Source organism: Kaistia hirudinis, from assembly GCF_014196455.1.
Classification (GTDB): domain Bacteria; phylum Pseudomonadota; class Alphaproteobacteria; order Rhizobiales; family Kaistiaceae; genus Kaistia; species Kaistia hirudinis.
The window spans coordinates 231,821-244,993 of sequence record NZ_JACIDS010000001.1 but is presented as its reverse complement, the minus strand read 5'-3'; the positions used below and the strand labels follow the sequence as shown (position 1 = coordinate 244,993).

The 13,173-nt window shown below is 61.5% G+C and carries 13 protein-coding genes; 2 read left to right on the top strand and 11 right to left on the bottom strand.

Translation table 11 applies throughout. The features are described 5' to 3' along the window. The first annotated feature begins 495 nt into the window (after positions 1–495). A complete protein-coding gene (locus GGR25_RS01185; protein ID WP_183396903.1) occupies positions 496–729 on the top strand; it encodes an RNA-binding protein in 234 nt (77 codons plus the stop codon). A 1-nt stretch (position 730) separates the two neighbouring features. Here the strand turns inward: GGR25_RS01185 and GGR25_RS01180 are convergent, their stop codons facing one another. Then, the gene (locus tag GGR25_RS01180) at positions 731–2,197 is read right to left on the bottom strand and encodes an ATP-dependent nuclease (protein WP_183396902.1); all 1,467 of its coding nucleotides are present in this window, start codon (positions 2,195–2,197) and stop codon (positions 731–733) included. Positions 2,198–2,405: 208 nt separating this feature from the next. On the opposite strand from GGR25_RS01180, the gene GGR25_RS01175 reads away from it, so the two are divergent. Further along, the gene (locus GGR25_RS01175; protein WP_210299802.1) at positions 2,406–3,290 is read left to right on the top strand and encodes a DDE-type integrase/transposase/recombinase; all 885 of its coding nucleotides are present in this window, start codon (positions 2,406–2,408) and stop codon (positions 3,288–3,290) included. On the opposite strand, the gene GGR25_RS01170 is transcribed toward GGR25_RS01175, so the two are convergent. The 10 genes from GGR25_RS01170 to GGR25_RS01125 all read right to left on the bottom strand — a co-directional run bounded on the left by GGR25_RS01170 (position 3,287) and on the right by GGR25_RS01125 (position 13,124). Beyond that, positions 3,287–3,457 carry a hypothetical protein gene (locus GGR25_RS01170; protein WP_183396901.1) on the bottom strand — a complete coding sequence of 57 codons (171 nt, stop codon included), beginning with the start codon at positions 3,455–3,457 and terminating at the stop codon, positions 3,287–3,289. The two genes, GGR25_RS01175 and GGR25_RS01170, sit on opposite strands and share 4 nt — an antisense overlap. Next, positions 3,432–3,764, bottom strand: coding sequence for a hypothetical protein (locus GGR25_RS01165; RefSeq protein ID WP_183396900.1), 333 nt, complete (start codon positions 3,762–3,764; stop codon positions 3,432–3,434). Before GGR25_RS01165 ends, GGR25_RS01170 begins: the two co-directional genes overlap by 26 nt. A gap of 1,356 nt (positions 3,765–5,120) precedes the next feature. Then, positions 5,121–5,753: a Fic family protein gene (locus tag GGR25_RS01160; protein WP_183396899.1), complete on the bottom strand. Its 633-nt coding sequence runs from the start codon at positions 5,751–5,753 to the stop codon at positions 5,121–5,123. Between the two features lie 704 nt (positions 5,754–6,457). Continuing rightward, complete coding sequence (gene cysW / locus GGR25_RS01155; protein WP_183396898.1) at positions 6,458–7,276, bottom strand: sulfate ABC transporter permease subunit CysW; 819 nt, start codon at positions 7,274–7,276, stop codon at positions 6,458–6,460. Next, positions 7,273–8,100 carry a sulfate ABC transporter permease subunit CysT gene (gene cysT / locus GGR25_RS01150; RefSeq protein WP_183396897.1) on the bottom strand — a complete coding sequence of 276 codons (828 nt, stop codon included), beginning with the start codon at positions 8,098–8,100 and terminating at the stop codon, positions 7,273–7,275. The genes cysW and cysT overlap by 4 nt, the downstream gene beginning before the upstream one ends. Before the next feature lie 47 nt (positions 8,101–8,147). Beyond that, entirely contained in the window at positions 8,148–9,152 is a 1,005-nt protein-coding gene (cysP, locus tag GGR25_RS01145) for a thiosulfate ABC transporter substrate-binding protein CysP (protein ID WP_183396896.1), read from the bottom strand. A 170-nt stretch (positions 9,153–9,322) separates the two neighbouring features. Further along, a complete protein-coding gene (locus GGR25_RS01140; RefSeq protein ID WP_183396895.1) occupies positions 9,323–9,598 on the bottom strand; it encodes a TM2 domain-containing protein in 276 nt (91 codons plus the stop codon). 228 nt (positions 9,599–9,826) lie between these two features. Then, the gene (locus tag GGR25_RS01135) at positions 9,827–10,996 is read right to left on the bottom strand and encodes a hypothetical protein (protein ID WP_183396894.1); all 1,170 of its coding nucleotides are present in this window, start codon (positions 10,994–10,996) and stop codon (positions 9,827–9,829) included. 122 nt (positions 10,997–11,118) lie between these two features. Beyond that, complete coding sequence (locus GGR25_RS01130; protein ID WP_183397613.1) at positions 11,119–11,802, bottom strand: ABC transporter ATP-binding protein; 684 nt, start codon at positions 11,800–11,802, stop codon at positions 11,119–11,121. Positions 11,803–11,840: 38 nt separating this feature from the next. Then, the gene (locus GGR25_RS01125) at positions 11,841–13,124 is read right to left on the bottom strand and encodes a lipoprotein-releasing ABC transporter permease subunit (RefSeq protein WP_246409134.1); all 1,284 of its coding nucleotides are present in this window, start codon (positions 13,122–13,124) and stop codon (positions 11,841–11,843) included. Between the last annotated feature and the right edge of the window lie 49 nt (positions 13,125–13,173).

Sequence of the window (13,173 nt, the reverse complement as noted above, 5' to 3'; positions counted from 1 at the left end):
CGCCCCAGGCCACGCCCGCCGCGCGGTGCAGCGTCGCTTGTGGAGAAAGCGCGCCTCTCAGACGAGCCGGGCGATCAGGTCCGACCAGAGCGTGACGGTGGCGACGAAGGAGCCGAGAACGATGAGCGCAGCAGCATCGCGAAGCAGGACCGACATGGACGTTATCCCCTCAAATCACAGCGATATCCCCATATGTTCACGTTTTGTTCTATGCGTCAAGCGCCGGGGATTTCGGGTAGTGTCTCAGTTTGAATTTCAGCCCCGATCCGCCCTAGCCCGATAGCCCCTATGCTTACCGTCAAGCATGGGGCTAGACTGGCATGCGCGATTGCCCGCGATGCGAAGGGGCTGGATATCTGGAATGCGAGGCCTGCAACGGTCTTGGCGTTCGCGTCTCGCCTCTGCGCATCCTACATGGGCTGTCGTGTGTTGCGTGCGCTGGCGCTGCCCTGCGATCGTGCCCACGCTGTCTAGGAGAGGGAGAGGTACCGTTCTATGCCCAAGGGACCGAAAGGCGAGAAGAGGCCGGCCGACGTTATCGGCGCGGCGATCATGGTGGCGAGGATCGCTACGGGCGAGGAAGAGGATACCGCTCCAGCCGATGACGGGAAGGACCCTGCCGCCAAGGCCCTTGGCAAGAAGGGCGGCGCCGCCCGCGCCGCAAACATGACGCCTGAGCGGCGCGCGGAAATCGCGAAGAAGGCAGCCGAGAAGCGGTGGGCTAAGTGAACTAGGCGTAGTCGCTTAGCCTGTCATCTACGTATCCCTTGATCCGCTGGTAATCATCCTTTTTAAGACACCTCTTCACCCATTCCGCGCACATTGCGTGCCAAAGGATATTACCGCCAATCATCAGCCTCTTAGCTGCCTCTGGGATCCAGTCATGATGGTCTGAAAGCGGAAGGCTTGCATTGCATGCATCAGAGACGACCGACGTATCTCGAATAAGTCGGATCCAAAGGTCCCCCCACCCAATCCGCGCTAAGTCTTCGAAGATCACGCGCTCTGGAGCGTCATCTCCAGGCAGCACACAGCAGCCTTCGCCAACTGCGCAGTCCCCATCAAGGAACACGCCTACCGGACGTGGGAAGCGCTTCTTGGCGACCATCTGCCCCAGCTGATAGCCAACCGACGCGGCGCCATATGGAATGACGGTAACTCGTGCGCTAAGATCCGGGTCACGCTGAGAAAGCATTTCTGTGACAAGAGTTTTGGCTGCCTCGTCCTCGACGTACAGCTCACATTCTGGATGTTGCACGTCGTCCATGCGGCTGAGCGCAAATTCAGGGCTAACCCCGATCATGGCCTGTCGAGTGCCATCTTGTTCGAATATCTGAAGCCGCGCTTCCTTGGGTAGCTCTTCCAGAATGTATGGGGAGTGCGTCGTTAGGATGATTTGCAATTCTCGCTCACGGCACACCGTGGCTAGATCGCGAATGAGCCGGCGTTGCGCCCGAGGGTGAAGCGACGACTCGATTTCATCGATAAGCACTAAGCTGTATTTCGGCAAATCAGTCTGGATCAATTCGGCGATTGTCGTTTCGCCTTGCCCTTGATGGTATCCAGAATAGCCTGCACTAGCGCGCCGCAGCACTGGAATTGGTCTGTCTGGATCGGTGTCAGCAAGCGCCATTTTAGCTTGGTCGTATCTATGACCAAGAATGTTTGACAGACGCCCTAAACGCGACTCGTCGAACATTTGCGCCGAGGCCTCTATGTGCGCGCTCTTTGCAATCTTTGCGTATCCAACTCGACCGCCAATAGGGACGATGCGACTGAGGTCCAAAAATTGGACGGGGCGGATAGGCCGTTCGACGTTCCCTTTCCATCGTTCGGTATGCTTCCTGATGCTTCCTTCTTTCGACACCTTCCCTTCGGTGTATCCAAACCGCACAGACGCGTCCGTGATTTGATCCCAGAATGTGTTAGGGAAAAAATCAGATGCGTACTTTGTGCCCTTCTGCTTCACGGACCCTTTGCTCTGTTGCTTTTGATAGGCGGCTGCACACGCCTGTATGATCGTTGACTTTCCTGATCCGTTTTCTCCTGCGATCGCTACGATTGGAAACGGGAACCTAATGCGCTGCCCGTTCCAGCCGCGGATGTTTTCGATTTCCACCCAATCAAGCCGCTTGGGCCAAGCAGTTTCATTTTGCCACGATCGTTCCAACCGTCTGACTTCTTTGCTGAGCGGCATTCTCTTGGCCTCGCACGAGTTTCCGTGCGATTTCCGTAGCTGCCGCCCGCAATGATGTCAATTAACAGCGATGGGCGTAGACAAAAGAGCGCCCGTTCGGTACGCGGATGGACGAAATCGACCGGAAACCCGAACGGCAGGAGGCCGCATCTGCGCAAACTCAAACTCATTGCTTGACGCTAAGCATAAAAGTTCATATGTTGGGGGCATGAACAAGTTGCCCCTCCAAAAGCGCGTCCAAATCCTCCAGATGCTCTGCGAGGGATCGTCCATGCGGTCGATCTCCCGCGTTGCGGACGTGAGCATCAACACGGTGTCCAAGCTGCTTGTGGACGCGGGCGAGGCTTGTGCAGCCTTCCATTTCGAGACCGTTCGCGACGTGAAGGCCCGCCGCGTCCAGTGCGATGAAATCTGGTCGTTCTGCTACGCCAAAGAGAAGAACGTCGCGGACGCCAAGGCCGCTCCGGACGGCGCCGGGAATGTCTGGACGTGGACGGCGATCGATCCCGAAAGCAAGCTCATCCTGTCGTGGATGGTTGGCGACCGCGATGCCGAGACGGCGAGCTACTTCATGGACGATCTGGCGAGCCGCCTTGCCAGCCGCGTCCAGCTGACGACGGACGGCCACAAGGCCTATCTGGACGCCGTTGCGGGCGCCTTTGAGCCGGGCGCCGTCGATTACGCGATGCTGGTCAAGCTGTACGGCGAGCCCTCGACCTCGACGCCAGAGCGCAAGTACAGCCCTGCCGAATGCGTCGGCGCCCGCAAGGAACGGATCTCAGGCGACCCGGACAAGGCGCATGTCAGCACGTCGCATGTCGAGCGCGCCAACCTCACGATGCGCATGTCCATGCGCCGCTTCACGCGACTGACGAATGCCTTCTCGAAAAAGATCGACAACCACATTCACGCGCTGTCGCTCTACTTCGTCTGGTACAACTTCGCCCGCCAGCACAAGGCGCACAAGCTGTCGCCGGCTATGGCGGCTGGCGTTGCCGATCGGCTCTGGAGCATGGAAGACATCGCCAACCTGATCGACGCGCGGGCGCCGAAGCCGGGCAAGCGCGGACCGTACAAGAAGGTGGCTGCCTAGGCGGCTACCTTGGCATTGTCCGACGCGTCAGTTGCAGGCAGAGCATCGCAGAGTTTAATTGCGGCGGCGCGCAATTCCTCTGCTCTCAGCGTCTGCCGAAAATTCTTGGCGAGCACATTGCGGATAAACTCTTCGGACGCCTTAAGATTCTGTTCCGTTTTCGCCATTTTCGTTCTCCGCGTCGAGATTGTCCCAAGTGCGATCAATAAGTAGGTCAGCGAAGTCCTTAATCCAGAATTTTCCTCGCAGCTTCTCAGCATTGCGAAAATCCCTGAAGGCTTCGTGAACCTCCAGAATCGGTATCAGCGCCTTCGCCACGTCATCTCTACGAATGAACGCCTGCGGAGGGAAGTTCCGCTTCACGAACTTTTTCGTTGCGCGCACGGTCGCCAGCCAACTCTCTGCATCACCCGCGTAGAAGGCAACGACGCCAACGTCCGTCATGCGCTGCTCAGCTTCTAACGTCAGAGCCATCAGCGTATCTCCAACGTTGTCAACAGAGCAATTCCGGCGCCCCACATGAAGGAAACCAGGAGTAGAATTGTGGATATGTCGGCCACGCACTCGTTCGGAAGCCATTTGCCCACGACGCCTAGAGCGGCCGCTCCAAGCGACAGAACAAGGCCCGCGAAGGCTACCCACGCGCGCGTTCGAAAGCCGGAACGTACGGACTTCTTCTCTTGAGGCTGATAGGCGCCGTAGCTGCTTGCCAGGCCGCCGAGGTACACGAGAATCAACCCCGCCAACGCAGTCGCAGCGGCAACCGACTCTCCCGCAACAGATATACTATCCATTGCATCCCCCCGAACCTGCACCTGAGTATCAGATCAGAGGGCAAATTTCAAACTGAGACACTACCGGATTTCGGGGAGTGGGTCGGAATGTTGGGATCTAGAAGTTCAGTCCCGGCCTGGCGAGTGGGGCGAGCCTGAGCCATTCAGGCTCGGTCGGTTATTGCCTGCACATGAGTTCGCAGGGCGGGAAAATCTGGGGATTGACGGGCGAGCGAAATTGTCGGCGCCGATGACTCCATCGAAGATGGGTGCGGAACTAGTCGCGGCACTTTTAGTGAAAGCGCTGCACAGTCGACTCGTGGACGTCCGCTCCACCGATCCATTCGTCCATGGATGCTTGGAATTAGTCAGCCGGCGTTGAAGCCTCCTAGCCGTCGTGACCACCCGGTTCTTCGCCCGGTCCGCAAACTGAATGCCGCTGTCAGTCAACACAATGTCAATTGCCTAGCAACCGCGGCGACCAGCGCGTCGAGGAAGGAACGGCACGTCTCAGTGGCGGCCTTGTCGACGAATTGAGCGAAGACAAAACTCGAAGCGCAGCCGATGCCGCCGACACGATGTAGCTTTCCTTACGCCTTCTGCATCCCTGCGACGTCGATGTGAAAATGGCGAATGGTGCAGCTCTCGAGGCGGGTTTCGCCAGGCGCTGCGCCTTCGACATCAAGGATGCGGCTAGTCCTGCGGTTCTACAGGCTCCGATGCGGCGAAGATCGCGCCAGAGTTGGGATCGTTGGGTTACGGCCCAAAGATTATCATCGAACGGGGGGCAGCGGCTACCATATGAAGACAACGATCACCGCCTCGCCGTCAATCGTCAGCACCGTCGAGGTCGGGTTGTTCGACCCTTGCGAGGCTTCAACTATCCGAGGCACGCTTCGTCCACTTCGACACGGTCTTCGGGTTGCCCCTAGCAATGCGACAGCACCATCGGACTCTCTTGACTAAGCCATACTGTTCGAACCGCTTCTGTCGTCGTGGCGGCCTTATGCAGAATCGAACCGATGGCGCCCCCGATTCCTACGCCGAGATTGAACCACTAAAGTCTAGGATCAAAACGGAAGGCTCGCGACTCCGCGATAGCATCAGCAAGTTGCGCTTGAATAAGAGGAGCGAGATATGCCTCGACCGCAGTGAAATCCAAGTGTCTGTTGTCCCAGGCTTCATCCGCGGACTGCAATGCCTTTTCGTATCCGGACCTATCTTCTTTGATTCGTTCTGGCAGCGTTTTAGACCCGCCTAGAATTGCTCCGTATCTTACGCAGAACAGAAAATAGCAGACGGCGCGAGCCGTTCGGCCATTGCCCTCCACGAAGGGATGGATCCAATTCAGCCGCCATAGACCATAAGCGGCCAACTCGGTCGCCGTCCAAATAGTCCAGTTTTCTTGAGCAGTAGCTATAAATCGGTCCATCCAATCATCCACCTCTCTAAAATGAGGTGGTATATGATCGCCTACATAGATTGGCTCTTTTCTGAAGCGACCGCCATGCTGGCATATATTGGCCACCGCAGCGTGGTTCAATGACCACAGCATGTATTTATCAAACGATCTCGGACCTTGCTTAAGGCCCAGCTCTATGCAGTTCGTCATGAGATCATACTGACGAAGCAAATTCTGTTCGGATACCCGATCAAACAGATCGGGGTCTTCTCGCTCCAAGACGAACATAAGATGGGCCTCCGAGGAGGCCCATCTTATGCAATCTATGCGGTAGGTTCTAGTCTAATTCTATCGACAGCCTTTGCCGCCGAATCCTTGGTAATCCGAGACCCCTTCGGGGCGTTGCCATAGACGAAGCTGGCCCTCTGGGCGCGAAGTTGCTCGTCCGTTACGACTAGTCCCTTTGCCTGCGCCATCAGCTCTGTCAATTCGGGACGATCGGGCGCTCTCTTCAATGCGGACTTTCGTTCGGCCATTTCGATTCTCCCCTGTTTAATTGGACCGGAGAATATCCCTCCAACAGTTACCGACAAGTGGCGTTCTCCGTTTGTACGCACAATACCGTTGCATTTCCATGCGGCCGTTGCCGTCGCGCACCGCGCCGTTGTCGCACCCTGTATGATGCATACCCTGCCCCATAGGCTGTAGGTGCCGCCTTCAAATAGCATCACGGTGTTTGCCATGCTCCCAGCCGATCAGCCGCACTTCCGTCCACGGTTAGGCGGGAACTCGCGAGCCCTATACAAACAGGCAATATAGGCACCATGGGAGGCTCTTGCAGCAGCAGGCGAATGTCGTTGTCGACCCATCTTCCCATTGGCACTCACCAGTCGCGCAAAGTGGGCATCGATATGCGCGTCAGAAGGCGCATACTCTGAAGGAGGGACCGGAAGTCGTTCGCCGGACTGACGGGAGACAACAGCCCCGGCCCCTCACCGCCCCGCCTGCCCGCGCCCAACCTTCGCCTCCAGCGCCACCTTCGCCGCGAGCGTCAGCAGCGCGACGAGGGTGAGGACCGAGGCGGCGGCGAAGGCTCCGGCGGTGTTGTAGTCGTGGTAGAGCAGCTCGATCTGCAGCGGCAGCGTGTTGGTTTCGCCGCGGATCGTGCCGGAGACGATCGAGACCGCGCCGAATTCGCCGAGCACGCGCGCATTGCAGAGGATGATGCCGTAGACGAGGCCCCAGCGGATATTGGGCAGTGTCACGCGGCGGAAGATCTGGAAGCCGCGCGCGCCGAGCGTCGCCGCCGCCTCCTCGTCGTCATTGCCCTGGAGCTGCATCAGCGGGATCAGCTCGCGCGCGACGAAAGGCGCGGTGACGAAGGTCGAGGCGAGGATGATGCCCGGCAGCGCGAACATGATCTTGATGTCGTGCTCTTCCAGGAAGGGGCCCAGCAGCCCCTGCCCGCCATAGACGAAGAGATAGGCGATGCCGGCGACGATCGGCGAGACCGAGAAGGGCAGCTCGATCACCGAGAGCAGCAGCTTGCGGCCCGGAAAGGTGAACTTGGCAATCGACCAGGCGGCGGCGATGCCGAACAGCGTGTTGATGGGCACGACGACCAGCGCGGTCACGATCGAAAGGCGGATCGCGGCGAGCGTATCCTCCTCGCCGAGCGCGCCGAAAAAGGCGCCGACGCCGCGGCTGAGCCCCTCAACGAGTACGACCGAGACCGGCGCGATGACGACGAAGAGCGTCAGCACCAGCACGATGGCGAGCACGAGACGCCGTCCGCCGGCGCCGCCCTTCATCGCAAGGCCTCGTGGCGGCGGGCATAGGCCTGCAGGGCATTGATCGCGACGAGCAGCACGAAGGCGGTGGCGAGCATCACGGTCGCGATCGCGGCGGCGGCCGGATAGTCATATTCCTCGACGCGGATATAGGCGACGAGCGCCGTGATCTCCGAGACGAAGGGCTGGTTGCCGGCGATGAAGATCACCGCGCCGAATTCGCCGAGCGAGCGCGCGAAGGCGAGCGAGACGCCGGCCAGCAGCGCCGGGACGACGACCGGCAGCACGACGCGGCGGAAGATCTGCAGCGGCCGCGCGCCGAGCGTCGCCGCCGCCTCCTCGATCGCGCCGTCGAGCTCTTCCAGCACAGGCTGGAGCGTGCGCACGACGAAGGGCAGGCTGGTGAAGGCCATGGCGATCGCGATGCCGAGCGGCGTATAGGCGACCTTGATGCCGATCGCGCCGAGCGGCGCGCCGAACCAGCCATTTTTCGCGAAGAGGCCGGAGAGCGCGATGCCGGCGACCGCCGTGGGCAGCGCGAAGGGCAGGTCGACGATCGCATCGAGCAGGCGGCGGCCGGGGAATTCATAACGCACCAGCGCCCAGGCGAGCAGGAAGCCATAGACGGCGTTGAAGGCGGTCGCGGCGAAGGCGGAGAGCAGCGTGACGCGATAGCTCGCCACCGCGCGGGGCGAGCTGACCACCGCCCAATATTCGGCGGGGCCGAGCCGCGCGCCGACGATGATCAGCATGGCGAGCGGCAGGCAGATGATGAGGCCGGCATAGAAGAGCGTCAGGCCAAGCGAAAGCCGAAGGCCGGGCAGAACCCGGCCTCCATCCTTCACCCTGTGCGGCCCTATGTGTCGGCCGCCCGGCGCCGCGGCAACGGCGCTCACGAGCCGGCGAGGAGGCGATCGAGCACCCCGTCGGCGCCGAACTGCTGCTTGTTGACCGCCGCCCAGCCGCCGAACACCTCATCCACCGTGACGAGGCGGACCTTGGGGAACTTGTCGGCGAACTTTTCCGCCACGGCCGGATCGCGAACGCGGTTGCCGTTCTCGGCGAGGATGGTCTGCCCTTCGGGCGTATAGAGGAAGTTGAGATAGTCGGTCGCGATCTTGGTCGAGCCGCGCTTCTCGGTCACCTTCTCGACGACGGCGACGGGGAAATCGGCCAGCAGGCTGACGGAGGGCACGACGACATCGAACTTGTCGGCACCGAATTCCTTGCGGATGCCGGATGTCTCGGCCTCGAAGGTGAGCAGCACGTCGCCGACCTCGCGCTCGACGAAGGTCGTCGTCGCCGCGCGGCCGCCCGTATCGAACACCGGCACATTGGAGAGCAGCTTCTTCACGAAGGCCTCGACCTTCGCGTCGTCATTGCCGAACGCCTCCTTCGCATAGGCCGTGGCCGCGAGATAGGAATAGCGCGCATTGCCGGAGGTCTTGGGGTTGGGCAGCACGATCTTGACGTCGTCGCGGACGAGGTCGTTCCAATCCTTGATGCCCTTCGGATTGCCGGCGCGGACGAGGAAGACCGGCAGCGAATAATAGGGCGAGGCGTCGTTCGGGAACTTCTTCTGCCAATCCGCCGCGACGAAGCCCTTGTCGGCCAGCGTCTGCACATCGGTGAACTGGTTGAAGGTCACGACATCGGCCTTGAGGCCCTCGAGGATCGCGCGCGCCTGCTTGGAGGAGCCGGCATGCGACTGATCGATCTTGATCGCCTGGCCGCCCGCCTTCTGATGCGCCTCGACGAAGGCCTTGTTCACGGCGACGAAGAGCTCGCGCGAAACGTCATAGGAGGCGTTGAGGATCTTGTCGGGCTCGGCGGCCGAGGCGGAGGCGAGACCGAGCGCGACAAACGCCGCGGCCGTCAGAAGAGAAAGGCGTCGCATGGCAGCTCCGTGCGGGGAACCGGAAGGCGCATGCACTTCCGGGGGTTGTTTTTTGCACGGTAGCAAGGGCGGACGCGGCGAGACAGGAATGGCGTTCCGATATCGCGTCGCCGGCTAGATAGGAATTGCGCCTTCGGGCAAAGCGGCGACGCTGCGCGGGCCTGCGCCCGTCAAAGCCCCGTCCGGGCATATTGCTCGCGCAGCTGCTGCTGGCGGGCGCGGATCATGCCGGGGATAAGGAAGACGTCGATCAGCCACCAGACGAAGCCGATGATGATGAAATAGGACAGGATCTGCAGGATCGCCGTGCCGGGCCGGCCGAGATAGAAGCGATGCGCCGAGACCCAGCCGAGGAAGAACCACAGCAGATAGGCAGCAGCCGCGTTCGGAGCCTCATTGGCGACGCGCGTCTCGATCAGCAGTTTCTCTTCGGTCGAAAGCGCCATCGCGTTTCCTCTCAAGGGTGCCCGCTCAGAGCTCGAGCACCTTGCCCGGTCCCGGCGTGATGCGCCAGCCCATCAGGAACGGCGTTCCGATATCGGGCGAACCACGAGACCAGATCTGCACGAATCGCGGATCGTTTCGGCCAGCCAGACCTCGCCCGGCGGGACGGAAACCATCCGCCATCCAAACTCGCAAGCCTCCCGAGCGGCCATGCCGCCCGGAAGGGCCAATCAATCCAGTTTCATTCCGATCGCCGAGACCAATGGGCCCGGCTTCAGCGCACTGTTCCCACGCTCCTGCCAAAGCAGCATCCGCCATGACGTCGCAAACACGATGACCAGCGCGATCATCACGATCGTCGAGACCATTCCGGGCTTGGACGCCGCCCTTGGGCCGAGCCCGACCCACGCCGCCAGGAAGAGCGCGGTTGAGAAGAGATAGATGTATCTCCCCCAATCCGCGGCAACGACAAAGGGGACAAGCGCAGCCAATACCCCCGCGACCCAGGCAGCGGCGGTGAGCCAATCGATTCGGCGGAACCGTGTTTTGGCCAGGAGCACGGCGATCGGGACGAGCGCCAAGATCATCCCGACGATGTAGGAGTTTCGCGGCATGGACTGCAGCCCATGCGACGCCCACATGATGCCGAACGCCTGATCGAAATTGACGCCGAGGCAGCAGAGTGCGCCCTGCGTCGCATAGGCGTCGGGATTGACGGCCCGCCAGGATGACGCGATGCGCTCCGTATCGGCGGTTCCGAACTTGTACATGACGGCCATCGCGAGGACGGCGACGCAAGCCGCCACGGCCAAACCGGATATCCGGACCGCTGCACGCTCGTCAGAGTGCCGCGTCAACAAGGCGGCCACGACGAGCGGAAAATAGAACCATGCCGCCTCGATCAATATTCCGGCAACGAGAAATACGATCAGACTGATCGCCAATGAGCGCCAGAACGAGTGCGACTGCCATATCGCCACGAGGGCAATGGCGCTGGCGCATAGGATGAAGACATCCTTGCGACCGAAAGCACCCTGCTCATAGACCGGAAAGAGAAGGCCTGCCGGAGAGAACAGAAACAGCCACGAGGCGAAGTCCCTTCCCACGCCCAGGCCGAAGACGATCAGCAGAACGCTCGCCGCATAGGCGCCGAACAGGATCGAGACGATCAGATCTCGAGGATTCAGAGTATCCCTCATCTGGTAGGCCAATTCGCCTAAGCCGGACCGCTTCACGAACCCGCCCTGATAGTTGAGCATGAGTTCGGTCCACGAATAATTGTGCGGAAATTCTGCATACAGATAGGCGACCGTCTGTGCATAGATCGCCAAAAAAAACACACCCAGCGCGACGACGACCCAAAGCGGACGCCCCGAGCTGGGCGCCTGCGCCCCAACCATTTCCTACCCCCGGAATGCAACCAGGGATAGCTATGAGGGCAGTCTGGGGGTGTCAATCTGGGCGGCAGAACGAGCTGTTGAAGATCGCCTCATTGCCGACGCGCGTTGCCTGAGCGACACGCTCAGAGTTCCACCACCCTGCCCGCTTCCAGCGTGATGCGGCGGTCCATGCGGGCGGCGAGGTCCATGTTGTGGGTGACGATCAGCGCGGCGAGGCCCGAGGCGCGGACGAGGGCCGAGAGCGCGTCGAAGACGTAATGCGCCGTCGTCGGGTCGAGATTGCCGGTCGGCTCGTCGGCGAGGAGGATACGCGGCGCGTTGGCGACGGCGCGGGCGATCGCGACGCGCTGCTGCTCGCCGCCGGAAAGCTCGGACGGGCGGTGATGCTTGCGCTCGGCGAGGCGCATATAGGAGAGCAGCTCCTCGGCGCGCTTCGAGGCCTCGGCCTTCGAGAGGCCGCGGATCAGCTGCGGCATCATCACGTTCTCGAGCGCCGAGAATTCGGGCAGAAGATGATGGAACTGGTAGACGAAGCCGATCTGCGTGCGGCGGATCGCCGTCCGCTCGGCGTCGCCGGCATCGCCGACCGGCTTCTCATCGATCAGCACCTCGCCGGCATCGGGCTTCTCGAGGAGGCCCGCAACATGCAGCAGCGTCGACTTGCCGGCGCCGGACGGCGCGACGAGCGCGACGATCTCGCCCGAATAGACCGCGAGGTCCGCACCCTTCAGGATCGAGAGCTCGCCCGCCCCTTCCTTGAAGCGGCGCTCGATGGAAGCAAGGCGCAGGACCGAGGGCCGCGCCAGCGCCGCATAGGCTTCATATTGCTCGACGACCAGCTCGCTCATTCGTAGCGCAGCGCCTCCACCGGATCGAGCCGGGCAGCGCGCCAGGCCGGATAGATCGTCGCGAGATAGGAGAGGATCAGCGCCATCAGCACGATGGAGACGAGCTCCCCGGGATTGACCTCGGCCGGCAGCTTCGAGAGGAAATAGAGCTCCGGCGAGAAGAGTTCGGTCCGCGTCAGCCAGGAGACGAACTGGCGGATCGATTCGACGTTCCAGCAGATGATCATGCCGAGGATCACGCCGCAGAACGTGCCGACCGTGCCGATCGCCGCGCCGGTGATGAAGAAGATGCGCAGGATCGCGCCGCGCGTCGCGCCCATGGTGCGGAGGATCGCGATGTCGTGGCTCTTGTCCTTCACCAGCATGGTGAGGCCGGAGATGATGTTGAGCGCCGCGACCAGGACGATCAGCGTCAGGATCATGAACATCATGTTGCGCTCGACCTCGAGCGCGGAGAAGAAGGTCATGTTGCGCTGGCGCCAGTCGGTCAGCAGCACCTGCCGGCCCGCCGCCTCCTCGATCTGCGGCCGGAGCGTGCCCGTTGCCTCGGGATTGTCGAGATAGAGCTCGATCGCCGAAGCGCGATCGTCGAGGTTGAAATAGAGCTGCGCCTCGCTGAACGGCATGAACACGAAGGAGGAATCATATTCCGACATGCCGATCTCGAAGATCGCGACGACCGGATAGGCCTTCACCCGTGGCGTGACGCCCATCGGCGTAACCGCGCCGCGCGGCGAGACCAGGGTGATCTTGTCACCGATCGTCAGGCCGAGCTGCGTCGCGAGGCGCGAGCCGATCGCGACGCCGCCCGAATTGTCGAAGCCCTCGAGCGTACCCTGGCGGATATTGTTGGAAACGCCCGGCAGGCTCGGGAAATCCTCCGCCCGGACGCCGCGCACCAGCGCGCCGGTCGAGGCGTTCGAGCCCGAGGCGAGCACCTGGCCTTCGACGAAGGGGATCGCTGCCTTGACGCCCTTCACCATGGCGATGCGGCTCGCGACATCGGCGAAATCGGTCAGCGGCGTGTCGATCGGCTGCAGGATGATGTGGCCGTTGACGCCGAGGATCTTGCCGATCAGCTCAGTGCGGAAGCCGTTCATCACCGACATAACGACGATCAGCGTCGCGACGCCGAGCAGGATGCCGAGGAAGGAGAACAGCGAGATGATCGAAATGAATGTCTCGCGCCGCCGGGCACGCAGATAGCGCCCGGCGATCATCCATTCGAAGGGCGAGAAGGGTTTGGTGCCGGTCGGCTCAGCCGTACCTGTCGTCGCCATGCGCATCCTCTTCGCGGCGCGCTATTCGCGCCTCTGCCGCCGACCGGCA

What these genes read in the sequence shown, in the direction of transcription:
- GGR25_RS01185 (WP_183396903.1), top strand. Translation starts at nt 496, where the DNA reads ATGCCCAAGGGACCGAAAGGCGAGAAGAGGCCGGCCGACGTTATCGGC.
- GGR25_RS01180 (WP_183396902.1), bottom strand. Translation starts at nt 2,197, where the DNA reads ATGCCGCTCAGCAAAGAAGTCAGACGGTTGGAACGATCGTGGCAAAAT.
- GGR25_RS01175 (WP_210299802.1), top strand. Translation starts at nt 2,406, where the DNA reads ATGAACAAGTTGCCCCTCCAAAAGCGCGTCCAAATCCTCCAGATGCTC.
- GGR25_RS01170 (WP_183396901.1), bottom strand. Translation starts at nt 3,457, where the DNA reads ATGGCGAAAACGGAACAGAATCTTAAGGCGTCCGAAGAGTTTATCCGC.
- GGR25_RS01165 (WP_183396900.1), bottom strand. Translation starts at nt 3,764, where the DNA reads ATGGCTCTGACGTTAGAAGCTGAGCAGCGCATGACGGACGTTGGCGTC.
- GGR25_RS01160 (WP_183396899.1), bottom strand. Translation starts at nt 5,753, where the DNA reads ATGTTCGTCTTGGAGCGAGAAGACCCCGATCTGTTTGATCGGGTATCC.
- cysW (WP_183396898.1), bottom strand. Translation starts at nt 7,276, where the DNA reads ATGAAGGGCGGCGCCGGCGGACGGCGTCTCGTGCTCGCCATCGTGCTG.
- cysP (WP_183396896.1), bottom strand. Translation starts at nt 9,152, where the DNA reads ATGCGACGCCTTTCTCTTCTGACGGCCGCGGCGTTTGTCGCGCTCGGT.
- GGR25_RS01140 (WP_183396895.1), bottom strand. Translation starts at nt 9,598, where the DNA reads ATGGCGCTTTCGACCGAAGAGAAACTGCTGATCGAGACGCGCGTCGCC.
- GGR25_RS01135 (WP_183396894.1), bottom strand. Translation starts at nt 10,996, where the DNA reads ATGGTTGGGGCGCAGGCGCCCAGCTCGGGGCGTCCGCTTTGGGTCGTC.
- GGR25_RS01125 (WP_246409134.1), bottom strand. Translation starts at nt 13,124, where the DNA reads ATGGCGACGACAGGTACGGCTGAGCCGACCGGCACCAAACCCTTCTCG.